Annotated in this window: 23 protein-coding genes; 4 read left to right on the top strand and 19 right to left on the bottom strand. The window is 71.7% G+C overall.

Annotated elements, in window-relative coordinates:
- Window positions 1–13: 13 nt before the first annotated feature.
- From glyA to CTJ15_RS08640, 3 genes are all read right to left on the bottom strand, one after another.
- A complete protein-coding gene (glyA, locus tag CTJ15_RS08650; RefSeq protein WP_019460271.1) occupies window positions 14–1,318 on the bottom strand; it encodes a serine hydroxymethyltransferase in 1,305 nt (434 codons plus the stop codon).
- A 10-nt stretch (window positions 1,319–1,328) separates the two neighbouring features.
- Window positions 1,329–1,805: a ribose 5-phosphate isomerase B gene (gene rpiB, locus CTJ15_RS08645; protein WP_019460272.1), complete on the bottom strand. Its 477-nt coding sequence runs from the start codon at window positions 1,803–1,805 to the stop codon at window positions 1,329–1,331.
- 100 nt (window positions 1,806–1,905) lie between these two features.
- A complete protein-coding gene (locus CTJ15_RS08640) occupies window positions 1,906–2,814 on the bottom strand; it encodes a dienelactone hydrolase family protein (RefSeq protein ID WP_051004754.1) in 909 nt (302 codons plus the stop codon).
- 216 nt (window positions 2,815–3,030) lie between these two features.
- On the opposite strand from CTJ15_RS08640, the gene hemB reads away from it, so the two are divergent.
- Window positions 3,031–4,026 (top strand): porphobilinogen synthase, encoded by a 996-nt coding sequence (gene hemB / locus CTJ15_RS08635; RefSeq protein ID WP_026033048.1) that lies wholly within the window; start codon window positions 3,031–3,033, stop codon window positions 4,024–4,026.
- A 52-nt stretch (window positions 4,027–4,078) separates the two neighbouring features.
- Here hemB and CTJ15_RS08630 read toward each other — a convergent pair whose 3' ends face one another.
- Window positions 4,079–5,230: an alpha/beta hydrolase gene (locus CTJ15_RS08630; protein WP_019460275.1), complete on the bottom strand. Its 1,152-nt coding sequence runs from the start codon at window positions 5,228–5,230 to the stop codon at window positions 4,079–4,081.
- A gap of 113 nt (window positions 5,231–5,343) precedes the next feature.
- On the bottom strand, window positions 5,344–6,243 hold the full coding sequence (locus CTJ15_RS08625; protein WP_019460276.1) for an alpha/beta fold hydrolase: 900 nt from the start codon (window positions 6,241–6,243) through the stop codon (window positions 5,344–5,346).
- Between the two features lie 190 nt (window positions 6,244–6,433).
- Between CTJ15_RS08625 and CTJ15_RS08620 the strand changes: the two genes are divergently transcribed.
- Together CTJ15_RS08620 and CTJ15_RS08615 are read left to right on the top strand one after the other, a co-directional pair.
- Entirely contained in the window at window positions 6,434–8,827 is a 2,394-nt protein-coding gene (locus CTJ15_RS08620) for a penicillin acylase family protein (protein WP_099781485.1), read from the top strand.
- A 54-nt stretch (window positions 8,828–8,881) separates the two neighbouring features.
- Window positions 8,882–9,658, top strand: coding sequence for an arginyltransferase (locus CTJ15_RS08615; RefSeq protein WP_058390025.1), 777 nt, complete (start codon window positions 8,882–8,884; stop codon window positions 9,656–9,658).
- A gap of 45 nt (window positions 9,659–9,703) precedes the next feature.
- Here the strand turns inward: CTJ15_RS08615 and CTJ15_RS08610 are convergent, their stop codons facing one another.
- The 11 genes from CTJ15_RS08610 to CTJ15_RS08560 all read right to left on the bottom strand — a co-directional run bounded on the left by CTJ15_RS08610 (window position 9,704) and on the right by CTJ15_RS08560 (window position 22,195).
- Window positions 9,704–10,900, bottom strand: a complete 1,197-nt coding sequence (locus tag CTJ15_RS08610; protein WP_058390026.1) for a patatin-like phospholipase family protein — start codon at window positions 10,898–10,900, stop codon at window positions 9,704–9,706.
- Between the two features lie 127 nt (window positions 10,901–11,027).
- A complete protein-coding gene (parC, locus tag CTJ15_RS08605; RefSeq protein WP_075821926.1) occupies window positions 11,028–13,262 on the bottom strand; it encodes a DNA topoisomerase IV subunit A in 2,235 nt (744 codons plus the stop codon).
- Window positions 13,263–13,320: 58 nt separating this feature from the next.
- Window positions 13,321–14,109 (bottom strand): DNA repair protein RecO, encoded by a 789-nt coding sequence (gene recO, locus CTJ15_RS08600; protein ID WP_075821925.1) that lies wholly within the window; start codon window positions 14,107–14,109, stop codon window positions 13,321–13,323.
- Between the two features lie 7 nt (window positions 14,110–14,116).
- The gene (gene era / locus CTJ15_RS08595) at window positions 14,117–15,166 is read right to left on the bottom strand and encodes a GTPase Era (protein ID WP_019460282.1); all 1,050 of its coding nucleotides are present in this window, start codon (window positions 15,164–15,166) and stop codon (window positions 14,117–14,119) included.
- On the bottom strand, window positions 15,163–15,912 hold the full coding sequence (rnc, locus tag CTJ15_RS08590; RefSeq protein WP_075821924.1) for a ribonuclease III: 750 nt from the start codon (window positions 15,910–15,912) through the stop codon (window positions 15,163–15,165). Before rnc ends, era begins: the two co-directional genes overlap by 4 nt.
- Before the next feature lie 5 nt (window positions 15,913–15,917).
- Entirely contained in the window at window positions 15,918–16,673 is a 756-nt protein-coding gene (lepB, locus tag CTJ15_RS08585) for a signal peptidase I (RefSeq protein ID WP_019460284.1), read from the bottom strand.
- 82 nt (window positions 16,674–16,755) lie between these two features.
- On the bottom strand, window positions 16,756–17,220 hold the full coding sequence (gene acpS / locus CTJ15_RS08580) for a holo-ACP synthase (protein WP_019460285.1): 465 nt from the start codon (window positions 17,218–17,220) through the stop codon (window positions 16,756–16,758).
- A gap of 64 nt (window positions 17,221–17,284) precedes the next feature.
- Window positions 17,285–19,588 carry a bifunctional (p)ppGpp synthetase/guanosine-3',5'-bis(diphosphate) 3'-pyrophosphohydrolase gene (locus tag CTJ15_RS08575; protein WP_058390028.1) on the bottom strand — a complete coding sequence of 768 codons (2,304 nt, stop codon included), beginning with the start codon at window positions 19,586–19,588 and terminating at the stop codon, window positions 17,285–17,287.
- An 11-nt stretch (window positions 19,589–19,599) separates the two neighbouring features.
- Window positions 19,600–19,998, bottom strand: coding sequence for a DNA-directed RNA polymerase subunit omega (gene rpoZ / locus CTJ15_RS08570; protein WP_099781484.1), 399 nt, complete (start codon window positions 19,996–19,998; stop codon window positions 19,600–19,602).
- 96 nt (window positions 19,999–20,094) lie between these two features.
- Window positions 20,095–20,622 carry a 2-amino-4-hydroxy-6-hydroxymethyldihydropteridine diphosphokinase gene (folK, locus tag CTJ15_RS08565; RefSeq protein ID WP_099781483.1) on the bottom strand — a complete coding sequence of 176 codons (528 nt, stop codon included), beginning with the start codon at window positions 20,620–20,622 and terminating at the stop codon, window positions 20,095–20,097.
- Window positions 20,606–22,195 (bottom strand): ABC transporter substrate-binding protein, encoded by a 1,590-nt coding sequence (locus CTJ15_RS08560; protein ID WP_099781482.1) that lies wholly within the window; start codon window positions 22,193–22,195, stop codon window positions 20,606–20,608. Before CTJ15_RS08560 ends, folK begins: the two co-directional genes overlap by 17 nt.
- 342 nt (window positions 22,196–22,537) lie before the next feature.
- On the opposite strand from CTJ15_RS08560, the gene CTJ15_RS08555 reads away from it, so the two are divergent.
- On the top strand, window positions 22,538–22,939 hold the full coding sequence (locus CTJ15_RS08555) for a hypothetical protein (protein ID WP_058390031.1): 402 nt from the start codon (window positions 22,538–22,540) through the stop codon (window positions 22,937–22,939).
- A gap of 34 nt (window positions 22,940–22,973) precedes the next feature.
- Here the strand turns inward: CTJ15_RS08555 and CTJ15_RS08550 are convergent, their stop codons facing one another.
- The 3 genes from CTJ15_RS08550 to dapA all read right to left on the bottom strand — a co-directional run bounded on the left by CTJ15_RS08550 (window position 22,974) and on the right by dapA (window position 25,395).
- The gene (locus CTJ15_RS08550) at window positions 22,974–23,642 is read right to left on the bottom strand and encodes a sulfite oxidase-like oxidoreductase (RefSeq protein ID WP_099781481.1); all 669 of its coding nucleotides are present in this window, start codon (window positions 23,640–23,642) and stop codon (window positions 22,974–22,976) included.
- Window positions 23,643–23,885: 243 nt separating this feature from the next.
- Window positions 23,886–24,371, bottom strand: coding sequence for an SsrA-binding protein SmpB (gene smpB / locus CTJ15_RS08545; protein WP_075821919.1), 486 nt, complete (start codon window positions 24,369–24,371; stop codon window positions 23,886–23,888).
- A 145-nt stretch (window positions 24,372–24,516) separates the two neighbouring features.
- Entirely contained in the window at window positions 24,517–25,395 is an 879-nt protein-coding gene (gene dapA, locus CTJ15_RS08540) for a 4-hydroxy-tetrahydrodipicolinate synthase (protein ID WP_075821918.1), read from the bottom strand.
- Window positions 25,396–25,501: the final 106 nt, after the last annotated feature.

Here is a 25,501-nt window from a genome sequence, read left to right as displayed (position 1 = left end):
GCCGGCGGTCCCGTCAGGCCTGGTAGATCGGGAACCGGTTGCAGAGTTCGAGGACCCGGGCCTTCACCGCCGTCTCGGCGGCGCCGTTGGCCCCGGGGTCGTTGGCCTTGCCCAGCCCTTCCAGCACCTGGCCGATGAGCTGGCCGACCTCGCGGAACTCGGCCTCGCCGAAGCCGCGCGTGGTGCCGGCGGGCGAGCCCAGCCGCACGCCGGAGGTCACCATCGGCTTTTCCGGGTCGAAGGGGATGGCGTTCTTGTTGCAGGTCAGGTGGGCGCGGTTCAGCGCCGCCTCCGCCGCCTTGCCGGTCAGCGACTTGGGCCGCAGGTCCACCAGCATCAGGTGGTTGTCCGTGCCGCCGGTGACGATGCCGAAGCCCAGGGATTGCAGCGTCTCGGCCAGGGCCTTGGCATTGGCCACCGTCTGACGGGCATAGGCGCGGAAATCGGGGCGCAGCGCCTCGCCGAAGGCGACGGCCTTGGCGGCGATGACATGCATCAGCGGCCCGCCCTGGAGGCCCGGGAAGACGGCGCTGTTGATCTTCTTGGCCAGCGCCTCGTCATTGGTGAGGATCATGCCGCCGCGCGGGCCGCGCAGGGTCTTGTGCGTGGTGGTGGTGGTGACATGGGCGTGCGGTACGGGCGAGGGATGCGCACCGCCCGCCACGAGGCCGGCGAAATGCGCCATGTCCACCATGAAATAGGCGCCGACCTCGTCCGCGATCTCGCGGAAGCGGGCGAAGTCCCAGTGCCGGGCGTAGGCGGAGCCGCCGGCCACGATCACCTTGGGACGGCTTTCCCGCGCGATGCGGGCGACCTCCTCCATGTCGATGATCTGGTCCTCGCGCCGCACCGTATAGGGCGCGACCTTGAACCACTTGCCCGACTGGTTGGCCGGGGAGCCATGGGTCAGGTGCCCGCCCGCGGCGAGGTCCAGGCCCATGAAGGTGTCGCCCGGCTGCATCAGCGCGAAGAACACCGCCTGGTTGGCCTGGGCGCCGCTATGCGGCTGGACATTGGCGAAGCTGCAATCGAACAGCTTCTTCGCCCGCTCGATCGCCAGGGACTCGGCGATGTCCACGACCTCGCAGCCGCCATAGTAGCGGCGGCCGGGATAGCCCTCCGCATACTTGTTGGTCAGCACCGAGCCCTGCGCCTCCATCACCGCGCGGGAAACGATGTTCTCGGAGGCGATCAGCTCGATCCCGTCCTGCTGCCGCGCCAGCTCGCCGGTCAGGGTGGCGGCGATCTCGGGATCGGTCTCGCTCAGCGGCGCGGAGAAGAAGCGCGACAGGTTCGGGGCGGTGGTCTGGTCGTTCATCGGGGGGGCCTCAGGCGGAAGGCGTGCGTTCGGGCGTCAGCTTGGTCACGCGGCGCTCGTGCCGCCCGCCCTCATAGGGGGTGGTCAGGAAGGCGCGCAGGGCGTCCAGCGCCACTTCCGGTCCAGTCACCCGGGCGCCGAGGGCGATGACATTGGCATCGTTGTGCTGGCGCGACAGCCGCGCGCCGGTGACATCGTGGACCAGGGCGCAGCGGATCTTCGGGTGGCGGTTGGCCGCAATGGAGATGCCGATTCCCGTGCCGCAGACCAGCACGCCGAACGGGGCGTGGCCGGAGCTGACCGACTGCGCCACCTTGTTCGCGAAATCCGGGTAGTCCACGCTTTCCGATCCATGCGTGCCGAAATCCTCGACCGTATGGCCGGCGCCTTCCAGCGCCTTCTTCAGCGCGGCCTTCAGCTCGACGCCGGCATGGTCGCTGCCCATCGCCACCATGAACGTGGCGCGCGGGGGGGAGGATTGTGTCATGTGCCGTTCCCTACCATGGCTGCGGGTTCCGTGAAACAACGACCGCCCCGTTGCCGTTGCCCGGGCTGCCATGCACCGGTCGTGGCGCCGCCGGATGCGGTCACTCCTGGCCGCCGGGCGGCAGGCGGGCCAGGAAGGCCGCCACCCGGCGGAGCGCGTCGGCGCGGGCCGCCGCGTCGGTGCCCATCCGCACCCGGCCATCGCCCTTCGGGGTGATGGCCATGCCGGACAGTTCCCGCACGGGCATATGGGGCTGGTCGAAGCCATGTTCCGCCCCCGGATAGGTCACGCTTTCGACGGACGGGCCCGGCCGCTCCCCGGCGCGGCGAGCCAGGGCCTCGCAGAAGCGCGCCGGGGTCCAGCCGTCGGCGCCGCCCAGCAGCATCAGCACCGGCGATGCCGGATCGAAGGGCGGCAAGGCACGGCCGACCCGGACGCAGCCGGGATAGAGGGCCACGGCCCCCCGGACCAGCCCCTCCGGCACAGGACCGAAGACGCGGTTGGCCGCCGCGAGCACCGTGCTGCCGCCATGCGACCAGCCGAGCAGCACGACGCCGCCCGCCGCCGCCCAGCCCTGCCGTTCCGCCCAGGCGGCAGCGGCCAGCGCATCCCCGCGCCGGAGGTTCTCCGGCTGAATGCCGCGCTCCCCGCCATGGCAGACCTCGGCGACGCCGCGCGGCCCGAAACTGTCGGGGAAGAGCACGGGATGGCCGCTCGCGGCGAGGCGCGCTGCCCAGTCCGCCTCGCGCGCCGGCAGGTGCATGGGCCGGGCCGGTCCGCCCAGCCCGCCGCAGCCATGCAGGGCCACCACCGGCACGCCCTTCCGCCCGCCTTCGGGCAGCACCAGCAGGGCGCGGAGCGTGATGCCGTCCGGGCCGGGGAAGGCCACGGCTTCCGGCGCCACCATCGCCGGCCGGGCTGTGGCGAGGGTGGACAGAAGGCAGGCCAGGGCCGCCAAAGGGCCCAGGCAAGGGCCCCGGCGCGGCGGGCGTAGGCGGAACGGGTTCATGCCAGGATCTCCCGCCGCCCCGGGGTTGGGCGGCACGCAGCGGATGCGCGGCCCGCGCCAGACCCTTCCGGTCCTGGCCGCAGCCCCGCGCAACGGGAATTTGGCATCCGGCGGCGGTTTGGCCACATAGGGGGCTCCGATGGCCGGATCGCCCGGCGTCGCGGGGCCTTGCCCCTGGCGCCCGGCGGCTCCGTTTCGCAGAGGCCCGAGAACCGCGTGATCATTCCCAGCTTTCCCCTCGCCCGCCCGCGCCGCAACCGGCGCGACGACTGGACCCGTCGTCTCGTGGCCGAGAACCGGCTTTCGGTGGATGACCTGATCTGGCCGATCTTCATCCGCGAGGGCGATGGGGCGCCCGTCGAGGTGGCCTCCATGCCCGGCCAGTTCCGCGTCGGGCTGGACCGGATCGTGGAGCATGTGGGCCAGGCGGTGGAGCTGGGCATCCCGGCCGTCGCGCTCTTTCCCGCCACGCCGGCCGGGCGGAAGGATGCCGAGGGGACCGAGGCACATAATCCGGAGAACCTGATCTGCAGCGCCGCCCGCGCGTTGCGCGCCGCCTTCCCGAAGCTCGGCCTGATCGGCGACGTGGCGCTCGATCCCTATACCGACCACGGCCATGACGGGGTGATCCGCGACGGCTATGTCCACAACGACGATTCCGTCGCGGTGCTGGTGAAGCAGGCGCTGGTGCAGGCCGAGGCGGGGATCGACTGCCTCGCCCCCTCCGACATGATGGACGGGCGCATCGCCGCCATCCGCCGGGCGCTGGACGAGAAGGGCCTCGTGGACACGCGGATCATGTCCTACGCGGCCAAGTACGCCTCCGGCTTCTACGGCCCCTTCCGCGACGCGCTGGGCTCGGGCGGCGCGCTGAAGGGCGACAAGAAGACCTACCAGATGGACCCGGCCAATTCCGACGAGGCGCTGCGCGAGGTGGCGATGGACCTGTCGGAAGGCGCCGACATGGTCATGGTCAAGCCGGGGATGCCCTATCTCGACATCATCCGCCGGGTGAAGGACGAGTTCGGCGTGCCGACCTTCGCCTACCAGGTGAGTGGCGAGTACGCGATGCTGACGGCGGCGATCCGCAACGGCTGGCTGGATGGCGACCGCGTGGTGCTGGAGGCGCTGATGAGCTTCAAGCGCGCCGGCTGCGACGGGGTGCTGACCTATTTCGCGCTGGACGCCGCGCGGCGGCTGCGCGCCGGCTGAAACACCGGGGGCACGGAGCGCCCGGGGGAGAATCCTCCCCCGGGCGGTGTCCTCAGCGGTGCTGCGGCGGCACCGGGCGGATGCGGCCGCGCGGGGCCGGCGGGGCGGCGGGCGCCGGGGTATCGAGGAAGATCTCGCGCAGCCGCCCGGCCAGGTAGGTCTGCGCCTCCCTGGCCTTGGACAGCACGGCATCGGCGCCGAAGAACTCGTGCGTCACGCCGGGATAGACCTGCCGTTCCACCGGCGCGCCGGCCCGGCGCATCGCTTCCTCCAGCCGGGCGCCGTCATCGGCCAGCGGGTCGATCTGGGCGTTGACGATGATGGTCCGCGGCAGGCCGCGCAGGTCCGCCTTGCCGTAGATGTTCAGGCGCGGGTCCTGCAGGTCCGATCCGCCATTGGTGTACTGCCCCAGGAACCAGAGCAGCGCCGGGGTGCCGAGCGGCTTGGCATTGGCGAACTGCTTGTAGGACGGCGTCTGGTCGGTGCCCGCGACCGGATAGATGGCGCCCACGGCCATCGGCTTCGGCGCATTGCCGGCATGGGCCGCGAGCGCCGTGGCCAAGGCGAGGTTGCCGCCCGCGCTCTCGCCCACGATGGCGACCTTGTTCGGATCGGCGCCCAGCACGGTGGCGTTGCGCACCGCCCAGACATAGGCGGCATAGGCGTCGTCATGCGCCGCCGGGAACTTGTTCTCCGGCGCCTTGCGGTAGTCCACCGAGACCACCACGGCGTTCGCGTCGGCCGAGAGGGCGCGGCAGGAGCTGTCATAGGTGTCGAGGTCCGCCAGCACCCAGCCGCCGCCATGGAAATAGACGATCAGCGGCAGCGGCTTCTGTCCCCGGCGCTCGGGGAGCTGGGCCGAGCTGTAGACGCGGGCCGGCAGCGCGCCGCCCGGGCCGGGGATGGAGATGTCGCGCACCAGCGGCAGCGGGCGCGGGTCGGTGGACTTGCCGTTCTGGAGCAGCAGCCGCTTCACCGCGTCGGACAGGCCGGGCTGCAGCCGCGCCTCCAGCGGCGACAGGGTCTCCACCGGCTTCGGGTTCAGCGAGGCGAGGCTCTCCAGCAGCGCCTTCATCTCGGGGTCCGCCAGCCCCGTGGGATCGGCCGGGCCGGCGGGCGGGGCGGAGGTGCTGGCGCAGGCCGAGAGCAGGGCGGGCATCCCGAGGCCCAGGAACAGGGCGGATCGGCGGGAAAGCGGTGTCATCGGGCAGGTTTCCTCAGGTTACCGGACCCGGCTGCATGAGCCGGGAAGACGGTCCGGGAACGCCGGGGGCGCGGGCACGGTTCCTGCCGGTCGCGCATGGCTGATACGTTTCGTCACGGCGTAACCTCCGCGTGTGCATCCCGCTCGCGCGCCAGGAAGCGGGCCACGAGGGAGGTCTGGGACAGGCTCATCAGGGCCGGCGCGTGGCCGCAGCCCGGGATCACCGCCAGTTCGGTGCCGGGCCGTTCCAGCATCCGCGCGGCCGTCTCCGGCAGCAGCAGCGGGCTGTCCTCGCCGCGCAGCAGCAGCACCGGCAGGTCCAGCATCCGCCAGAGCGCCCAGAGGTCGACATCGGCGGCGGGCGAGAGCCGCATCGGCTCGCCGATCGCCGGATCGTAGTGCAGCACCAGCCGCCCATCGACCGTCGCCCGCGCGCTGGTTTCCGCGAGGTGACGCCACTGCGCGTCCGTGAGCCGGCCGAAGCCGGCATGGATCGCGCGCAGGTGCCGCTCCAGCGCCGGCAGGTCGGGAAAGCTCAGCGCCTCCGCCATATAGGCGCCGATATGCGACAGCGCCTCCGCCGGGATGAAGGCGCCCACGTCGTTCAGCACCAGGCGCCGCAGCCGGTTGCCCGGCAGCGCCGCCACCGACATGCCGATCAGTCCGCCCATGGAGGTGCCGACCCAGTCATAGGGCCGCTCCAGCGAGGCCAGCATCGGCGCCAGGCCGGTCACATAGGTCGGCACGCTGTAGAGCGCGCCCTCGACCAGCCAGTCGCTGATGCCGCGCCCGAAGATATCGGGGCAGATCACCCGCCGGCCCTGCCCGGCCAGCAGGCGGGCCAGCACGTCGAAGTCCCGGCCGGTGCGGGTCAGGCCGTGCACGCAGATCACCGGGTCGCCGTCCAGCGGGCCCCATTCGGTCCAGCGCAGCGTCGCGGCGAAGGGGTTGAAGCGGCAGCGATAGGCCCCGGTGCGGGGCGGTTCCGCCCAGACCCTTTCTGGGGTGGTCATGCGAAGGCGTCTCCCGTTCCGAGTCGTGCCAGGGCTGTCGCGGGCGGATGCTTTCACGCCCCGCCCCGCTTTCCGATCACGTTCCGTCCAGGGCCGGAAGGGGCCGCACCCCCGCGCCGCCCGCCGCCCCTGGCTTGACCATGGCTGGGACCCCTGGCGCCCGCGCCGTCCGCGCCCATACTGCGCGGGCATGCGCCACCCGCACCATCCCCGCCACCGCCCGCCGCGCCGCCCGCTGCGCGCCGCCCTCGCGGTCCTGGCCCTGCTCGTGGTGCTGGCCCTCGCCGCGCTGGCGGGATGCCTGTGGTGGACGCTGCCGGCGCGCGAGGCGGGGCTTTCGCTGCCGGGGCTTTCCGCCCCGGTGGAGGTGGCCTTCGATGCCCAGGGCATCCCCCGCATCGCCGCGCGGAACGAGGTGGATGCGGCCATGGCGCTGGGCCTGCTGCATGCCCGTGACCGGATGTTCCAGATGGACCTGATGCGCCGCAGCGCCTCGGGCCGCCTCGCCGCGATCGCCGGCCCGGCGGCGCTGCGGGCCGACCGCTTCATGCGCGTGCTGGGCCTCGCCGGGCGGGCCGAGACCGACCTCGCGGCCCAGGCGCCGGAAACGCGGCGCCTGCTGGAGGCCTATGCCGCCGGGGTGAATGCCTGGATCGCCGAACGCGGCCGCTTCGCCGCGCCGGAATTCCTGCTGCTGGGTGCGCCGGAACCCTGGCGGCCCGCCGACAGCCTGCTCTGGGGCAAGCTGATGGGGCTCTACCTGTCCGGCAACTGGCGCACGGAGCTGGCCCGTGCCCGGCTGGCGCGCAGCCTGCCGCCGGAACGGATCGGGGAGCTCTGGCCCGCCGACGAATCCTCCGGCAGCGCCGAGGTGGCCGCGGCCATGCCGGCGCCGGGCACGCCCGGCCCGGAGGCGCTGGGGCGGCTGCTGGCCGCCCTGCCGGAATTCCCGGGCGATGCGCCCCTGCCGGACAGCGCCTCCAACGCCTGGGCCGTGGCGGCGCGGCGCTCCGCCACGGGGGGCGCCCTGCTGGCCTCGGATCCGCATCTCGGCTTCGGCGCGCCGATCCTGTGGTATCTGGCGCGGATCGAGCTGCCGGAGGGACGCTTCCTGGCCGGGGCCACGGCGCCCGGCGTGCCCTTCGTGGTGATCGGCCGCAGCGACCGGCTGGCCTGGGGCTTCACCACCACCCATTCCGACACGCAGGATGTCTTCGTCGAGCGCCTCGCGGGCGTGGCGGGCTACGAGACCCCTGACGGCCCCCGCCCCTTCGCGCTGCGCGAGGAACGGATCGCCGTGCGGGGCCAGCCGGACACGGTGCTGCGGGTGCGTGAGACCCGCCATGGGCCGGTGGTGTCGGATCTGGAGGCACCGGGCGGCGATTCCCCGGAGACGCCCCCCGGCACGGTGCTGGCGGTGCAGATGGCCAGCCTGGCACCGGGCGACACGGCGGCCTCCGGGCTGCACGCGCTGAACCGGGCCGGGACGCTGGAGGAGGCGGGCGAGGCCGTGGCGCGCATCAGCAGCCCCGCGCAGAACGTCGTGGTGGCGGATGCGGCGGGCGAGGTGGCGCTGTTCCTGGCGGGACGCACGCCCATCCGGGCCTCGGGCGATGGCGGCATGCCGGCGCCGGGCTGGGACGGCAGCCATGACTGGACCGGCTGGATCCCCTTCGCGGAGATGCCGAACACGCTGCGCCCGGCCTCCGGCGCGGTGGCCAATGCGAACAACCGGGTGCAGCCGCGGGACTCGTCCGTCTTTCTCGGCCGCGACTGGTTCGGCGACTGGCGCTTCGGCCGCATCGCCGGGGCGCTGGCCGCCCGGCCGCGCCATGCGCCGGAGGATTTCGTGGCGCTGCAGGAGGACACGGTCAGCCTGCTGGCCCGCGAGCTGCTGCCCCGTCTCCGCGCCATTCCCCGCCCCGCCGGCCTCGCGGGCGCGGCGCGGGACCTGCTGGACGGCTGGGAGGGCGAGATGGCGGCGGACCGGCCGCAGCCGCTGATCTTCAACGCCTGGATGCAGGAGGCCGGCGCCCTGGCCCTGCGCGCCGGCGGCGTGCCGGAAGGAAGCTGGGAGGCGGAGCCGGAATTCCTCCGCTTCGTGCTGACCACCCCGGCGGGCGCCGCGCACTGGTGCGGGCCCGGCGGCTGCGACGCCCTGGTGGCCGAGGCGCTGTCCCGGGCCGGCGACGGGCTCGCCGCGCGCTTCGGCCCGGACCCCGCCGCCTGGCGCTGGGGCGAGGCGCACCGGGCGCTGTTCGAGCATCCGCTGCTGCGCTACGTGCCGCTGCTGTCCCGCCTGACCCGGATCAGCGTGCCGACGCCGGGTGACGACCAGACGGTGAACCGCGGCGGCTACCGGGAGGATTTCGCGCATGTGCACGGGGCGGGCCTGCGGCTGGTGGCGGACCTCGCCTCGCCGGACGGGCTGCTGGCGGTGATCGCCACCGGACAGTCGGGCAATCCCCTGTCCCGGCATTGGTCCGACCTGAACGCGGCCTGGGCGGCCGGGCATCCGCTTCGCCTGGGCCGGGAAGCGCCCGTGGAGGGAAAACTGCATCTTTCTCCCGTCGCGGCACGTTGAAACGGCATTGATGCATTGCGGCCGGGCCCCGCAATCACGAGAATAAGAGGGACGATGCTTTCCCGCAGCCCCACCCGACCGCAGTTCTTCTATACGACCACGCCCCTGCCCTGCCCCTACCTGCCGGGGCGGACGGAGCGGAAGATCGTGACCGAGCTGGCCGGGCCGGATGGCGAGGCGTTGCACGACCGGTTGTCCCGCGCCGGGTTCCGCCGGTCCCACAACATCGCCTATGCGCCCGTCTGCCCGGGCTGCCGCGCCTGCATCCCGATCCGCATCCGGGTGGCGGACTTCACCCCCGACCGCACGCAGCGCAAGGTCGGCCGCGCCAATGCCGACCTCCAGGGCCGCGAAACGCCCGCCCGCGCCACGGCGGAGCAGTACGCGCTTTTCCAGCGGTACCAGCAGGGCCGCCACGGCGACGGTGACATGGCCTCGATGGGCTTCTACGACTATCGCGCCATGGTGGAGGACACGCCGATCACCACCCGCGTGATCGAGTTCCGCGAGGCGCCGGACCGGCTGGTGGGCGCCTGTCTGACGGACATGCTGGGGGACGGGCTCTCGGCCGTCTATTCCTTCTACGACCTCAACTCGGCGCGCCGGTCGCTCGGCACCTTCACCATCCTCTGGCTGGTCGAGCACGCGGCGCGGCTGGGCCTGCCCTATGTCTATCTCGGCTACTGGGTGCCGCAGAGCCGGAAGATGGCCTACAAGGCCCGCTTCCGCCCCAGCGAGGTGCTGACCGGCGGCACCTGGCGCCCGCTGACGGATGCGGAGGCCGAAGGCGAGAGCGAACCCGTCGCCGCCTCCCCGGCCCCGGTGGAATAGGCCCGCGTCGCTTCCGCCAGGGCCGCCTGGCCCCTCCCCGCCGCGTCAGGCCGCGGGCGGGGCGAGCGGCGGCGGGGCCAGGCCGTTCGCGGCGGGACCGGCCTCGGTCCTGACCTCCCCACGGCAGACCTCGTGCAGCATGGCGGCCAGCCCGGCCGGCTTGCGCCGTGTCCAGGGCGCCTGCCGCAGCGCCGCCCAGAGCTCCGCATGGCCCGCCTCATGCCTTTCCCGGATGGAGGCGCGGGAGAATTCGGCGTCGCTGCCGGAGATCGCTGTGCTGCCCGGGTCGTAGGTCACGTGCAGGATGTCCATCCGGCTGGTCCGCGCCAGCGCCTTCTCCTCCGGCAGGTCCTGCCCCGCCAACTCGGGCCGCGCCTCGCGGAGCAGGCTCCGGGCGTGGCAGAGGTCCAGCCGCGCGGCCAGCGAGCGGATGCCGCGGCAGGTCCGGCTGGCATACCGGATCTCCTTCTGCCGCCACTGCACCCCGTCCATGCTGTCCGGCACCGGCCCCTGGCGGTTCCAGAGGTCGATGACGAAGACGACGCAATGGCCCTCCGGCGGGCTGCGCAGGATGGCCTCCAGCGGTGTGTTGGAGACGCAGCCGCCATCCCAGTAGGTGCGGCCGCCGATGCGCTGCGGCGGAAAGGCCGGCGGCAGGGCGCCGCTGGCCATGACATGCTCGGGGGTGATGCGGCTTTCGCGGCTGTCGAAGAAGACCAGCTCGCCTGTTTCCACATCCGTGGCCCCCAGGCTGAGCCGCGTCCCGCCCTCGGGGCCGAGGCGGTCGAAGCGAACCAGCCCCTCCAGCGTCCCCCGCAGTGGTGCGGTGTCGTAGAAGCTGAGGGCCGCCATGGAGCCGGGCGGCGAAAGATAGGGCCCGGGAAGGCGTGGGGCGAAGAAGCCCGGCTGGCCCAGGAGCAGCGCCTCCCAATGGCTGAGCGCGCCGGACAGGCGGGGATTGCAGTCCCGCAGCCCGGCCAGGGCCGTGCCGGGGCGCGAGATGGCCTGCCAGAAGGCGGCCATCCGCTCCAGCCGGTCCGCGGGGTCGTTACCGGCGATCAGCGCCCCGTTGAAGGCGCCGATGGAGATGCCGATCACCCAGTCCGGGGCGAAGCCGGCCTCCTCCATCGCCTGATAGGCCCCGACTTGGTAGGCGCCGAGCGCGCCACCCCCCTGGAGCGCGAGGATGACCGTCGGCTTGCGCCCGTTCTCGGGGCGCACCGGGACCGGGGCAGTGGCCATGCAGGCCCTCCTGGATCATGGCTGGAACACGGTCCCCCGGCCGGACCGTTCATTCCATCTCAGAAATGCTACACGGCCCGCGCCCGGCCCGCACGCGTTTTCGGCCCCCGCGCCGGGTGGAAGTTCCTCAGCCGTCGAAGCTATTGCTCTTGGGGAAGCCGTTCGGCGGCATCTTGCCGGCACCGGCGCGGTTCCCCACCCAGCCGGACAGCGCCGTCTCCGTGCGGGTGCGGCCGCCGAGCTGCCAGGTAAGGCCATCGGCGCGGCGGAAGACCTTCACGTCCGACAGCCCGCCATCCTTGTAGCCCTGCAGCGTCACGCCGCGGCCCCGGCTCATCTCCGGCACCTGCTCCAGCGGGAAGACCAGCAGCTTGCGGTTGTCGCCGATCACCGCGACGCTGTCGCCCTCGACATCCGTGACCACGAAGAGGCGGTCGGGCGGCTCCACGGTCAGCACGTTCTTGCCGGTGCGCTTCTCGGCCAGCAGGTCCTCGGCCCGGGCGATGAAGCCGCGCCCGGCCTTGGAGGCAAGCAGGAAGCGCAGCCCTTCCTTGTGGACGAAGGCGGCGATGATCTCGTCCTCGTTGCCCAGATCGACCATCAGGCGCACGGGCTGCCCATCGCCGCGGCCGCGTGGGAGGGCGTCGGCCTTGATGGTATAGGCGCGGCCGTTGGAGGCCATGAAGACGATGCGGTCCGTGGTCTCCGCATGCAGGCTGAGCTGCAGGGAGTCGCCTTCCTTGAAGCGCAGCTCGGCCTCGGGCGGCAGGTGCCCCTTCTGCGCGCGCAGCCAGCCCTTCTCGGACAGGATGACGGTGATCGGCTCGCGCTCCACGAAGGCGGATTCGTCCACCAGCGCCGCCGCCGGGGCCTGGGCCTGCACGGTGCGGCGGTCGCCCAGCGCGCCGGAGCCGAACTTCTCCCGCGTCGCTTCCAGCTCCTCGCCGATCCGCTTCCAGCGCGCCGCCTCGCTGGACAGCAGGCGCTGCAGCGTCTTGCCTTCTGCCGTGAGCTTCTTGTGCTCCCGCCGGATCTCCATCTCCTCCAGCTTGCGCAGGGCGCGCAGGCGCATGTTCAGCACCGCCTCGGCCTGCACCTCGGTGAGCGAGAAGGTGCGGATCAGCGCCTCCTTGGGATGGTCCTCCTCGCGCACGATGCGGATCACCTCGTCGAGGTTGAGATAGACGGCGAGATAGCCGTCCAGGATCTCCAGCCGCCGTTCGATCGCCGCCAGCCGGTGCTGCGAACGCCGCACCAGCACCACCTCCCGGTGGTCCAGCCAGTGGCGCAGCACCTCCTTCAGCCCCATCACGCGCGGGGTGCGGTCGGCGGCGAGCACGTTCATGTTCAGCGGGATGCGCGATTCCAGCGGCGTGGCGCGGAACAGCGTCTCCATCAGCATGGCGGGATCGACGGCGCGCGTCTTCGGCTCCAGCACCACGCGGACCACATCGGTGCTCTCGTCCCGCACATCGGCCAGCAGGGGCAGCTTCTTCTGCTCCAGCAGCTCGGCGATCTGCTCGATCAGGCGGGACTTGGCGACCTGGTAGGGGATCTCCGTGACCACGACCTGCCAAGTGCCGTTCTTGAGCGGCTCGACCTCCCATTTCGCGCGCAGGCGGAAGCCGCCACGTCCGGTCTCGTAGGCGTTCAGGATCGCCTCGGGGCTTTCCACCAGCACGCCACCGGTCGGGAAATCCGGCCCCGGCACGTGGCGGACCAGGTCGGCCGTGCTGGCCGCCGGGTTGCGCACCAGCTCCAGCGCCGCGGCGCAGAGTTCGCCCGCATTGTGCGGCGGGATCGAGGTCGCCATGCCGACCGCGATGCCGTTGGCGCCATTGGCCAGCAGGTTCGGGAAGGCCGCCGGCAGCACCACCGGCTCCCGCTCCTCCCCGTCATAGGTCGGGCGGAAATCGACCGAGTCCTCCTCGATCCCCTCCAGCAGCGCCTTGGCCACCTCGGTGAGCTTGGATTCGGTGTAGCGCATGGCCGCGGCGTTATCGCCGTCGATATTGCCGAAATTCCCCTGCCCCTCGACCAGCGGGTAGCGGGCGGCGAAATCCTGCGCCAGCCGCACCAGGGCCTCGTAGACCGAAGCATCGCCGTGCGGGTGGAACTTGCCGATCACGTCGCCCACCACGCGGGCGCATTTCTTGAAGCCGCCCGCCGGGTCCAGCTTGAGCTGGTGCATCGCCCAGAGCAGGCGGCGGTGCACCGGCTTCAGCCCGTCCCGCACATCCGGCAGGGAGCGCGAGACGATGGTGGACATCGCATAGGCGAGGTAGCGCTCGCTCAGCGCCTCGGCCAGCCGCGTCTCGTTGACGCGCCCGCCTTCCGGAAGGGTCTTCAGGTCATCCGGCATCGCTCAGTCCTCTCGCCCGATGGCGTTCTTGCTTCGTTCTCGATCTCAGTCTGGCGTTCTACGCCGAAACATCGTCCGGGGGAACCTCCGGCGGCGGTTCCGGCGGCGCGGCCAGGGCGGAGACGCGGTCGTAGAGCATCTCCCGGGCCGCCGGGACCGGCCGGTGCCGCGTGCCGAAGGCGTCGCGGGCCAGGAAATGCCCGGTCAGCCGCAGCCCGGCGGCCCAGTCCTCCGGCCCGGAGGCCGCCTGCTCGTCGCGCAGGAAGGCCGGCAGCGGCAGGAGACGGTCGCGATAGGGTTCCGCGACTTCGGCGCAGACCGCCCGGCCGGTGCGGGGCGAGACATGGGTCAGGCCCTCGGTCGCCCCGGTCTGGGCGCAGCGGGACAGGTCGAGCCCGTAGCCCAGGTCGGTCAGCAGCAGCAGCTCCCAGCGGATATAGTCGGGCAGCAATCCCGGCGTCGCCGCTGCCTCCTGCGTGCCCAGCCGCGCCAGGATGGGCAGCAGCCCCCGGAACAGGCGCGGATGCGCCTCCCGCTCCGGCAGCGCCTCGCCAGCCACCGCGCAGGCGGCGGAGAGCAATGCGAGCGCCAGCGGGTCCTCCAGCGCCAGGGCGGCGGTGGGGTGGACCAGCTCACCGCTCAGGCTGCCGAGCTGGTCGGCCAGCCGGGCCCGCCAGCGCGCCTCGATCAGGTTGCCCGCCTGCCAGACCGCCGCCTGCCCGCGGGAGGCACCGCCATGCACCATGCCGCCATGGCGCCCTTGCGCCTCGGTCAGCACCACCGCCACCGCCCCGCCCTCGCCATAGGGGCGGGCATCGAGGACGATGGCCGGGGCCTGCCACTCGATCAGGGGGCTACCCCTCTTCCTCGTGCAGGCCGATGGCGCGTAGCCGGGCGCGCTCCTCGTCCCAGCCCGGGCGCTCCTTGACGTTCAGGAAGAGGTGGACACGGCGCTCCAGCAGGCGGGTCAGCTCCTCCCGCGCCCGGCGGCCGATCTCCTTGATGCGCGCGCCGCCATCACCGATCAGGATCGCCTTCTGGCTGGCCCGGCCGACATAGATGGTGCAGTCCACCCGTACGCTGCCGTCGCGCCGCTCCTGCCAGCTCTCGGTCTCCACCGTGGCGTGGTGCGGCACCTCCTCATGCGTCTGGCGCAGGATCTGCTCGCGCACGATCTCGGCGGCCAGCATCCGCTCGTTGAGGTCGGACAGCTCGTCCTCGGGGAAGAGCCAGGGCCCCTCCGGCATGGTCTCGGCCAGCTTCGCGGTCAGCCGCTCCAGCCCGTCGCCGGTCTCGGCGCTGACCATGAAGGTCTCGGCGAAGGTGAGCTGCTCGTTCAGCGCGGCGGTCAGCGGCAGCAGCCGCTTGGTGTCCAGCAGGTCGGTCTTGTTCAGCACCAGCCAGAGTGTCGGGGAGCCCCGCCGCAGCCGGTCCACGATCGCCTGCACCGCCTCTGTCAGCCCGGCCCGCGCATCCACCACCAGCAGCGCCATGTCGGCATCCTGCGCGCCCGTCCAGGCGGCGGCGACCATGGCGCGGTCGAGGCGGCGCTTGGGACGGAAGATGCCCGGCGTGTCGGTCAGCACGACCTGGGAACGGCCGTGCATCAGCACCGCCCGCACCCGGAAGCGCGTGGTCTGCGGCTTGGGCGAGACGATGGTGACCTTGGCGCCGGTCAGCCGGTTCACCAGGGTGGACTTGCCGGCATTGGGCGCGCCCAGCACGGCGACGATGCCGGCGCGGGTCGGCCCCGGGGGCGCCTCCGGCGGCTGTTCCGGCGGGGAGCCTGGGAGCTGTTCCGCTTCCCGGGCTTCTGCCTGACCGGGATGCTGTCCGGCTTGGGTCCCAGGCCGCCGGGCCACCGGCACGGGTTCCTCGGGCGTGTCCGCCCTGTTCTCGGTCATGATTCTTCTTCTCGGGCCCGCACCGTGCCAGGAACTGGGCCAGGAGCTGGGCCAGGGGCCGGGCCGGTGTTTCCCGCCTCCGGGGGCAGGCCGGCCAGCCAGGCCTCGGCGGCGGCCTGTTCGGCGGCGCGCTTGGTGTCGCCCTTGCCCTCGGCGGTGCGGCCCTGCGCCTGCACCTCGATCACGAAGACGGGCGCGTGGGAGGGACCGGTGGTGGAGGCCGTCCGGTACACCGGCAGGCCCAGGCCACGGCCCAGCGTCCATTCCTGCAGGCGACTCTTGGCGGACATGGGCGGGGTCGGGTCGGCGGCCATCAGCTCGGCCCAGTAGCGGCGGACGAAGCGCTGCGCCGCCTCCAGCCCGCCATCGAGGTACAGCGCCCCGATCAGCGCCTCCGTGGCGTCGGCCAGCACGGTGGCGCGCTGGCGCAGCCCGGTGCGGCCCTCGGCCGGGGGGATGCGCAGGGCCTCGGACAGGCCGATCCCTTCCCCGACCTTGGCCAGCGTGTCGGCGGCCACCAGCACGGCGAGGCGCTTGCCCAGTTCGCCCTCCCGCTCCTGCGGGAAACGCTCGGCCAACCATTCGGCGATGGCGAGCGCGAGCACGCGGTCGCCCAGGAATTCCAGGCGCTCGTTGCTGTCGAGCTGCCGACGGCGCGGGTCGGCGGCGGAGCGGTGGGTCAGGGCCTGGGAAAGCAGGGCCGGATTGGCGAAGCGGTGCCCCAGGCGGTCGGCGAAGTCACTCACGGCGGTCAGCGAATCCCCGAGAAGATTCGGTTCCAGCGGACCTCGAAGGGCCAGCGCCAGACCTGCCACCAGGGCGCGGAACCGTCCCAGGAGAAGAAGATGAACTCGGCGCGGCCCACCAGGTTCTCCACCGGCACGAAGCCGACCGCGTTCATGTAGCGGCTGTCCTGGCTGTTGTCCCGGTTGTCGCCCATGGCGAAGAGATGCCCGGCCGGGACCAGGTATTCCGGCGTGTTGTCCGCCTGTCCGTTGTCCGAGAACTCGATGATGTTGTGCGTCCGGGGCTGCGCGCCGGCGCTGGGCGGCAGCGTTTCCAGGTAGCGCCGGGCCTCCATGGTCGGCCCGTCGCCGGTCACGGTATACGGGCCGGCGAAGTCCCGCTTCACCGGCTGGCCGTTCACGTAGAGGATGCCACCGGTCACCCGGATGCGGTCGCCCGGCAGGCCGACGATGCGCTTGATGTAGTCCGTCGTGCCGTCGGAGGGCAGCTTGAACACCACCACGTCGCCGCGCGCCGGCAGGCGGCCGAGGATACGTCCGGAGAACAGGTCCGGCGTGAAGGGCAGCGATGCGTTCGAATAGCCATAGGCGTATTTCGACACGAACAGGTAGTCGCCGACCTGGAGGGTCGGGATCATGCTGCCGGAGGGGATGTTGAAGGGCTCGAAGGCCACCGTCCGGATGCCCACCGCGATGATCACGGCGTAGACGATGGTCTTGAGGCTCTCCACCCAGCCGCCCTGGGCCTTGTTCTTCGCCATGCTGCTCAAGGGAAGGATCCACGTTCGCGCGGCACGGAAGGGGCCGCAGGGGGCCGGTTAGACCCCCTGGCCCTCCGGCCTGTCAAGGAAGGCCGTGCGGCGTGCCGCCGATACCGGACCCGATGCCCGGGCTGGCGGCCAGGGTCACGGGGATGCCGGCGATGATCACGATCGCCTCGGCATAAGGGTATTCGTCGGTCATGGTCAGGCTGACCTGGGCGGCGTAGCCCCGCGGCGTGATGGCCGAAAGCCGCGCCGCCGCGCCGCCGGTCAGCCGCAGCGTGGGCTGGCCGGTGGACAGGTTCACCACCCCCAGGTCGCGGTGGAAGACGCCGTGGCTGAAGCCCGTGCCCAGCGCCTTGGAGGCCGCCTCCTTGGCCGCGAAGCGCTTGGCATAGGTGGCGGCGCGCAGCTTCTCGGTGCGCGATTCCGCCTTGCGCCGCTCGGCCTCGGTGAAGACGCGCTGCACGAAGCGGTCGCCGTGCCGTGCCAGCACCTTCTCGATGCGGCGGATGTCCACGATGTCGTTGCCGAGGCCGATGATCATGCCTCCGGTCATAGCGTGGCGACGGGGAAACGTCGCCCCCGGCCTCGCTCCGCGCCCCGGACCGTCAGCCCTTGGCGCGCTCGACCTGCTCGATGCCGGTGGTGGCGCGCAGGGTCGCGATGACCCCGGACAGGTGCCGCAGGTCGCGGACCTCCAGGTCCACCCGCAGCTCCGTGAAGTCGCTGGCCCGGTGCAGGAACTTCAGGGACTGGATCTTCGCGTCCTGCTTGGCGATGGTGATGGTCAGCGCCGCCACGGCCGCGTTGTCGTTGGCGGTGACAATGGACAGCCGCGCGAGGTGCTGTCCCACCGAGCCCGCGGCGGTGTCCCAGTCCACATCGATGAAGCGTTCCGGCGTTGCGGCGAAGGACGTCAGGGTCGAGCACTCGGCATTGTGGATCGTGACCCCCTTGCCGGTGGTCACGATGCCCACGATGCGGTCCCCCGGCACCGGGTGGCAGCAGCCGGCGAAGCTGACCGCCATGCCCGCCACGAGGCCGGAGATGCCATAGGCCGCCTCCGGCCGCCGCGCCTGACGGCTCGGCAGCACCGTGGCCCCGGGCTTGCCGCGCGCCTGGGTGAAGGGCAGCATCTCGTGCGCCTGCCGGCTTGGCCCGCGCAGCTCCGGATAGACGGCGTGCAGCACGTCCCTGGGCTGGATGTTGCCGCTGCCCACGGCAATGCAGAGCTCGTCATAGCCCGGCTGCTTCAGCGCCTTGATCGCGGGCTCGACGATCTTTTCGGAGAAGTCCAGCCCCTCCTGCCGGAAGGCCCGGGCCATGGCGCCCCGGCCGTTCTCGCGCGCCTCCTCCCGCTGCCGCGCCAGCACGAAGCGGCGGATGCGGGCCCGCGCCTTGCCGGTGACGACGAAGCGCTCCCAGGCCGGGTTCGGGGTATTGCCCCGGGCGGTGATGATCTCGACCTGGTCGCCATTCTCCAGCCGCTGGCGCAGCGGCTTGATCTGGCCATTGATCTTGGCGCCGACGCAGGCATCGCCGATGGCGCTGTGGACCTGGTAGGCGAAGTCCACCGGCGTGGCGCCGCGCGGCAGGGCGATCAGGTCGCCCTTCGGCGTGAAGCAGAAGACCTGGTCCTGGTGCAGGGCGAGCTTGGTGTGCTCCAGGAAGTCCTGCGCCTCGCCCCCGGCATTCTCCAGGATGTCCAGCAGGTCCTTGACCCAGGGATAGCGGCGGCGCGGCGGAGCCGCGGTCCCTTCCCGCCCCTGCTTGTAGATCCAGTGCGCCGCCACGCCGTACTCGGCGACCTCGTGCATCTCCGGCGTGCGGATCTGCACCTCGATCTTGGCGTTGCGCCGTTCCGGCACCGTCACGCCCGTGTGGAGCGACTGGTAGCCGTTGGGCTTGGGGGTGGAGATGTAGTCCTTGAACCGCCCCGGCACGACGCGATAGGCCGAGTGGACCGCGCCCAGCGCGGCGTAGCACTGGCCCTTGTCCGGCACGATGACGCGGAAAGCCATGATGTCCGAGAGCTGCTCGAACTCGACCTTCTTCTCGTGCATCTTCAGCCAGATGGAATAGGCCGACTTTTCCCGCCCCTGGACGTCGATCAGCGGCACCGCGGCCGCGGCCAGCTTGCGGCGCAGGTCGGCGGCGATCTCGTCGATCAGGTCGGCGCCCTGGCCGCGCAGGAAGGCGAGCCGGGCGGAAATGGTCTGGAAGGCGTCCGGCTGCAGCTCGCGGAAGCAGATCGCCTGCAGCTCCGTGCGCAGGGCGTCCATGCCGATGCGCTCGGCGAGCGGCGCGTAGATCTCCATCGTCTCGCGCGCCACGCGCTGCCGCTTCTCGGGCTTGACCACGAGATGCAGGGTGCGGACGTTGTGCAGCCGGTCGGCCAGCTTCACGAGGAGGACGCGGATGTCCTCGCTCATCGCCAGCACCAGCTTGCGGAAGTTCTCGGCCTGCTTGGTGCGCTCGGACTGGATCTCCAGCCGGGTCAGCTTGGTCACGCCGTCCACGAGGCGGGCGACCTCGGTGCCGAACTGCTTCTCCAGCACCTGGAGCGTCAGCCCGGTATCCTCGACCGTGTCGTGCAGCAGGGCGGTGACGATGGAGGCGGTGTCCAGCCGGTAGCCGGCCAGGACCCGCGCCACGGCCACGGGGTGGCCGATATAGGGGTCGCCGTTCTCGCGCGCCTGGCCCTCATGGGCCTTGCGCGCGACCTCGTAGGCCCGCCGGATCAGGGCCGTGTCGGCCCGCCCGTCATAGGAGGCGACCAGGGCCGCGAGCTGGGCCCCGTCATCCTCCGGCCCGGCCGCCATGGCGGGGGCGGGAGTGGTCTCCGCCAGGGTACCGCCGGTGCCGTCAGGGGCGTGCGCCGCCCAGAACCAGCCGGCTCCGGCGGCGCACACGCCCGGGCCTCTCAGCGGCGGCCGCCCAGCTCGGCGGCGATGGCCGCCTCGATGTCGTCGGTGTTCAGGTCGTCGCCCGAAGCCACGGAATCGGGGCCCTCGTTCTCGTTCACGTCCATGACGCCGAAGATGTTCTCGTCGGTGGCGATGAGGTCGATGACCTCCTCCTCCACCGGCTCGGGCTCCGGTGCGCGCAGCAGGGACTTCACGATGTCCTGCTCCAGCGCCTCCAGGTCCACCGTCTGATCGGCGATCTCGCGCAGGGCCACGACCGGGTTCTTGTCGTTGTCCCGGTCGAGCGTCAGCTCCTCGCCCCGGCTGATGTTGCGAGCACGCTGCGCCGCCTTCAGCACAAGCTCGAAGCGGTTCGGAACCTGGAGGATGCAGTCTTCAACCGTAACGCGTGCCATATCGAAAACCAGTCGCTGCTTGGGAGGACAAAACTAGATAGACGTCGCCCCCCCGCGCCGCAAGGCTTTTGCCGGAAGCCGACCGTCCCGGACGGGTCAGAGCCGACGCATCGGCATGGGCGGCAGCCGCTCCAGCAGCGCCTCCACCGGTCCTTCCACCGGATGCCGCCAGCCGGGGGCCACCTCCGCCAGGGGCAGCAGCACGAAGCGCCGCAGATGCGCCCGGGGATGCGGCAGCACCGGGTCCGGCGCCCCGCGGACCGTCCCGCCCACCGCGATCAGGTCCAGGTCCAGCGTCCGGGGGGCGTTGGGATAGGGGCGGACCCGGCCGGCCGCATCCTCGATCGCCTGCAGGGCGCGCAGCAGCGCCAGGGGGTCGGCCGTGCCACGCAGCCGGGCCACGCCGTTCACATAGGGGGGCGAGCGCGGGTCCGGCGGGTCGGCCGGCGTTTCCCACCAGTTGCTCAGCGCCACCAGCGGCAGGCCGCAGATTCCGTCCAGCGCCGACGCGGCGCGGCGGCAGGCCTCCAGCGGCCTGGTGCCGTCGGCGGCGGGCAGGTTGGCCCCCAGCGCGACCAGCGTATCGGCGAAGGGCCGCCCCGCCGCCTCAGGCACGCCGGACATTCCAGAAGATCGGCATGTTGGCGGGCACGATGTCCTGCAGGGTGTCGCGGTAGGCGGTCGGGTAGAAGAGCTGGCCCAGGGGCAGGAAGGGAACCTCCTCGAAGACGATCGCCTGCATCTCCCGGGCGATCCGTTTCTGGGCCGTCTCGTCCGGGGCGTCGAACCAGCGGTCGCGCAGCGCCTCCAGCCGCGGGCTGGTGGGCCAGCCGAACCAGCCGCCGGCGCCGTTGCCGCGCAGCGGGATATGGGTGGCGGGGTCGGCCACCGTCAGCCCTTCATAGGTGGTGGCGAAGGCGCTCCATCCCCCCTTCTCCACCGGCTCCTTGCTCGTCCGTCGCTGCACCAGCGTGCCCCAGTCCATGCTGGTGTATTCCACGTTCAGCCCGAGCCGCTTGAACAGATCCGCCGCCACCTGGGCGAAGGTCTGGGTGGTGGGATAGTCGGAGGGCGACATCAGCACGATGCGCTCGCCCTTGTAGCCGCTCTCGGCCACCAGCTTCCGCCCCCGCTCGATGTCGCGCGGGCCGGCCAGCACCTCCATCCCCGCATCGTTGGCCATGGGCAGGCCGGGGGTGAAGACGCCGCAGGGGACCTGGAAGAGCTCCTTTTCTTCCCCCAGCGCGGCGGTCATGAAGTCCCGCTGATCCAGCACCGAGAGGATGGCGCGCAGCAGCTTCGGGTTGTCGAAAGGCGGGTGCAGGTGGTTCAGCGCCAGCATCCCCATCACTCCCACCCGGTCGTTCACCGCGACCTTCACCCCGCGCGAGCCGCGCAGCATGGGCAGCAGGTCGAACTGCGGCACCTGCACCCAGTCCACCTCGCCATTCTGCAGGGCCGAGGAGGCGGTGGCGCTGTCGGGCATGACCCGCCATTCCACCCGGTCGAAATGCACCACCTTGCCGCCGGCGAGGTAGCTCGGCGGCTCCTGGCGCGGCTGGTAGCGGTCGAAGCGCGCATAGACGGCGCGGTCGCCGGAGACCCATTCGTCGCGCAGGAAGCGATAGGGGCCGCTGCCGACATACTCGGTGATCTGCTGGAAGGGATCGGTCCTCGCGATCCGCTCCGGCATGACGAAGCAACTGTCGGCGAAGGCATGGGTCATCAGGGCGAAGGGGTGCTTCAGCCGGATCTCGAAGCGCCGGTCGTCCAGCGCCTTCATCTCTTCCGTCAGCTCCAGCAACTTCTGGCCCAGCGGGCGGCGCTTCGCCCAGCGGTTGATGCTGGTGACGCAATCCACCGCCCGCACCGGCTCCCCGTCATGGAAGAGCAGCCCGTCCCGCAGGGTGAAGCGCCAGGTGAGATGGTCGCCGGAAAGCTCGTGCCCCGCCACCATCTGCGGCCGCGGCACGAAGCCGGCGTCGCGGGCATAGAGCATGTCCCAGATCATCAGCCCGTGGTTCCGGGCGATGGTGGTCGTGGTCCAGACCGGGTCGGCATTGGCCAGGTTGCTTTCCGGCACGAAGCGGAGGACCCGGGCATTTTGTGCCAGGGCCGGGCCGGAGAGTGGGGAAACCGGCAATGCCGGCGCCGCCATGCCCAGGGCGCCCGCCGCCAGGAAACTTCTGCGTCGCATGGCCCCGAATCCCTTTTGCCGCCGGAGCCATGAGGCTAGGCGGCCCACACCCCGGATTCCAGCGGGCAGGGCATCGCGGAAAATGCGGCGGGGGCTGCCCCGTTTTCGCCCCATTCTGAACGCCGCTGCCGAGCCAGCTTCATGCCTTTCCTGAGTTGAAGTCTTTTATATGTTGATGGAATTCAGTTTTTCCGACCGCGGATCGAAGGAAATTGGGGCGAAATTGTGTTTGCAATGGGGCAGTGAGGGCCCCTATGAGGGCCGGGGCGGGTTTGATGCCGCATCGCACAACGGGATGCAGGGGGCGGGGTCTTGCGGGATTTTCGGATCGGAAAGGGGCTCGTGGGTGGGCTGGCGGTGCTTCTGCTCGCCTGTGCCTCCGGCCATGCCCTGGCACAGCCCTTGCGGAATTCGGGTGGCGGGCTGGTGATCACCGCCGCTTTCGGCGGCGCGGTGCCGTCGCAGAACATCGGCGGCGACAGCGTCTACGTCATCGCGCGGCTGGGTGATGCCGAAGGGCTGAACGACCGCTTCACGATCGCCAGGGCCTCGCCCTTCCTGCCCCAGACCAAGGCGGTCTGGGACAGCCGTCCGCAGATGGCCCTGGGTGCGCGCTACGATATCGGCCGGATCGAGAACCTGGGCGAGGTCTCCGTCGGCGCCCTGGTCTGTGCCGCCGTCGAGTACGATCCGGCGGAACGCCGTCCGATGGTCGGTGTCGCTTCGCTGCGCGTGAGCTTCTGACGCGCATCGCATCCACCGGAGGCGTGGGCCGCGTTCAGCCGTAGCGTTCCTCCAGCCAGGGATCGCCGCGGTGGTGATAGCCGCGGACCTCCCAGAAGCCCGGCCGGTCCTGCGCCAGGAACTCGATCCGCCGCAGCCATTTGGGGCTCTTCCAGAAATACAGGTGCGGCACCACCAACCGCATCGGCCCACCATGCTGCCGCGTCAGCGGCGCGCCGTTCCAGCGGAAGGCCAGCAGGTTCGCGGGCCGCGCGAAATCCTCCATGGCGAGATTGGTGGTGTAGCCGTCATGGGATTCGAGCGAGACGAAGCGGGCCTCGTCCTTCACCCGCACATGCCCCATCAGGGCTCTGACCGGCACGCCGTCCCAGTCGTTGTCGTAGCGTGACCACTGCGTGACGCAGTGGATGTCGTTGCGGAAGCCCTGCTGCGGCATGGCCTGGAGCGCGTCCCAGTCGAGCAGCGCCGGTGCCGCCACAAGCCCGTCGATCCGCAGCTTCGCGCGGTCCAGCGGCACCTCGGGCTGCACGCCGAGATCCAGCACCGGGAAGTCGGTCACCAGGCGCTGGCCGGGCGGCAGGCGGTCCCGCTCCGGATCGCCGGGCCTGCCGGTGAGCAGGCGGCCCTCCTCGGCCCAGCGACGCTTGGTTTCCACCAGCTTCTCGCGGATACGCCCGGCCGGCCCGGTCCCATCCTCGCTCATCCCATCCCTCCTCGCGCGGCGGCAGGGATGGCAGATGAGGCGGCGGGGCCGGTGGCGCAACGGGCCGCATCGCGCCCCGGCGAGCGCGGCTTCAGGGCGTGGCGGGCAGTTCCCGTGCCAGCGGCGCGTCCGCTCGGGCCGGGGAGGCGCGCAGGGCGAGGACCGACACCAGCACCAGCGCGCCGATCATGCCGACATGGCCGGTGGCGGTGTGGAAGGCGACGACCTACCTCGGCCCCGGCTTCAGCCCCGGTCGCGCATCAGCCGGGCCTTGTCGCGCTTCCATTCGCGGTCGGCGATGGCGGCGCGCTTGTCGGCCTTGTTCTTGCCCTCGGCGAGGCCCAGCACGACCTTGGCCATGCCGCGCTGGTTGAACAGGATCTCCAGCGGCACCAGGGTCGCGCCTTCCTTGGAGACCGCCCCGGCCAGCGAGGTCATCTGCTTGCGGTGGAGCAGCAGCTTGCGCGGGCGGCGCGGCTCGAACTTCGCCACCACCGAACCCGCCTGCCATTCGGGGATGTAGCAGTTGAACAGCCACATCTCCCCGTCCCGCTCGCCTGCCCAGGCCTCGGTCAGCGTGGCGCGGCCGGCGCGCAGCGACTTCACCTCCGGCCCGACGAGCATGATGCCCGCCTCCACCGTGTCGTTGATCTTGTAGTCGAAACGCGCCTTGCGGTTGGTCGCGGCGGTTCCGTGGCTGATCAGGCCCTTCCTGCGTGGCTCTGCCATGCTGTCCGTTCCCGGAGCCCGTGTCCCGCGCACCTGGCGGGCCGGTTTCCGGCCTTTCCTGTCATCGCGTGGCCCGGCCTCGGGCTGTCACGCCCGCCGGCCGTCACGCCCTGGCACCCCGGGGGCCTCGCCCCGGGCGCCACATTCAGTTGAGCAGTCCCGCCGCCACCATCGCCTCGCGCACCCGGCCACGGCTGGCCTCCGCGATCGGCGCCAGGGGCAGGCGGCAATGGTCGGAACCATAGCCCAGCAGGCTGGCGGCATGCTTCACCGGCCCCGGCGAGGTCTCGCAGAACATCGCGTCATGCACCGGCAGCAGCCGGTCCTGGATCGCGATGGCCTCGGCCACCCGGCCCCCGGCCCAGGCATCGTGCATCTCCCGGCACAGGCGCGGGGCGACATTGGCGGTGACGCTGATGCAGCCATGGCCGCCGGCGGCCAGGAAGGCCACCGCCGTGTGGTCCTCGCCGGAAAGCTGGCAGAAATCCGGGCCGCAGGCGGCGCGGGTGTGCAGCGGGCGGGCGAGGTTCGCCGTGGCGTCCTTCACCCCCACGATATTGGGGTGCTTCGCCAGCCGCGCCATGGTCTCGACGCTCATGTCCACCACCGAGCGCGGCGGGATGTTGTAGATCACCACCGGCAGGTCCACCGCATCGGCGACGGCCATGAAGTGGCGGTACAGCCCCTCCTGCGTCGGCTTGTTGTAGTAGGGCGTGACCACCAGCGCGGCATCCGCGCCCACCTCCTTGGCATGGCGGGTCAGGCGGATCGCCTCGGCCGTGCTGTTGGAGCCGGCGCCGGCCATCACCGGCACGCGGCCGGCGGCGACCTCGACGCAGAGCTCCACCACGCGGTCGTGCTCGGCATGGGACAGGGTCGGGCTCTCGCCCGTGGTGCCGACGGGGATGAAGCCCTGGGTGCCCTGCTCGACCTGCCATTCGACGTGGTCGCGGAAGGCTTTCTCGTCCAGGGCTCCTTCGCGCGTCATCGGGGTGACCAGGGCGACGAGGGAGCCCTTGAACATGGCGGATGATCCTTGAGGATGGCGGGCGGAAATCATGGGCCCCGCCGGATGGCGGGGGGAAGTCGCCGAAACTAGGCGTCCGGCGGGCGCGGAACAAGGCGGCGCG

This window comes from Roseomonas sp. FDAARGOS_362 (assembly GCF_002754815.1).
Classification (GTDB): domain Bacteria; phylum Pseudomonadota; class Alphaproteobacteria; order Acetobacterales; family Acetobacteraceae; genus Roseomonas; species Roseomonas mucosa.
This window is presented reverse-complemented; position numbering and strand designations above follow the sequence as displayed.

Bases quoted from the DNA above. Each gene is read 5' to 3' on its own strand.
- glyA (WP_019460271.1), bottom strand. From the start codon at position 1,318: ATGAACGACCAGACCACCGCCCCGAACCTGTCGCGCTTCTTCTCCGCG.
- rpiB (WP_019460272.1), bottom strand. From the start codon at position 1,805: ATGACACAATCCTCCCCCCCGCGCGCCACGTTCATGGTGGCGATGGGC.
- CTJ15_RS08640 (WP_051004754.1), bottom strand. From the start codon at position 2,814: ATGAACCCGTTCCGCCTACGCCCGCCGCGCCGGGGCCCTTGCCTGGGC.
- CTJ15_RS08630 (WP_019460275.1), bottom strand. From the start codon at position 5,230: ATGACACCGCTTTCCCGCCGATCCGCCCTGTTCCTGGGCCTCGGGATG.
- CTJ15_RS08625 (WP_019460276.1), bottom strand. From the start codon at position 6,243: ATGACCACCCCAGAAAGGGTCTGGGCGGAACCGCCCCGCACCGGGGCC.
- CTJ15_RS08620 (WP_099781485.1), top strand. From the start codon at position 6,434: ATGCGCCACCCGCACCATCCCCGCCACCGCCCGCCGCGCCGCCCGCTG.
- CTJ15_RS08615 (WP_058390025.1), top strand. From the start codon at position 8,882: ATGCTTTCCCGCAGCCCCACCCGACCGCAGTTCTTCTATACGACCACG.
- CTJ15_RS08610 (WP_058390026.1), bottom strand. From the start codon at position 10,900: ATGGCCACTGCCCCGGTCCCGGTGCGCCCCGAGAACGGGCGCAAGCCG.
- parC (WP_075821926.1), bottom strand. From the start codon at position 13,262: ATGCCGGATGACCTGAAGACCCTTCCGGAAGGCGGGCGCGTCAACGAG.
- era (WP_019460282.1), bottom strand. From the start codon at position 15,166: ATGACCGAGAACAGGGCGGACACGCCCGAGGAACCCGTGCCGGTGGCC.
- lepB (WP_019460284.1), bottom strand. From the start codon at position 16,673: ATGGCGAAGAACAAGGCCCAGGGCGGCTGGGTGGAGAGCCTCAAGACC.
- acpS (WP_019460285.1), bottom strand. From the start codon at position 17,220: ATGATCATCGGCCTCGGCAACGACATCGTGGACATCCGCCGCATCGAG.
- rpoZ (WP_099781484.1), bottom strand. From the start codon at position 19,998: ATGGCACGCGTTACGGTTGAAGACTGCATCCTCCAGGTTCCGAACCGC.
- folK (WP_099781483.1), bottom strand. From the start codon at position 20,622: ATGTCCGGCGTGCCTGAGGCGGCGGGGCGGCCCTTCGCCGATACGCTG.
- CTJ15_RS08560 (WP_099781482.1), bottom strand. From the start codon at position 22,195: ATGCGACGCAGAAGTTTCCTGGCGGCGGGCGCCCTGGGCATGGCGGCG.
- CTJ15_RS08550 (WP_099781481.1), bottom strand. From the start codon at position 23,642: ATGAGCGAGGATGGGACCGGGCCGGCCGGGCGTATCCGCGAGAAGCTG.
- smpB (WP_075821919.1), bottom strand. From the start codon at position 24,371: ATGGCAGAGCCACGCAGGAAGGGCCTGATCAGCCACGGAACCGCCGCG.
- dapA (WP_075821918.1), bottom strand. From the start codon at position 25,395: ATGTTCAAGGGCTCCCTCGTCGCCCTGGTCACCCCGATGACGCGCGAA.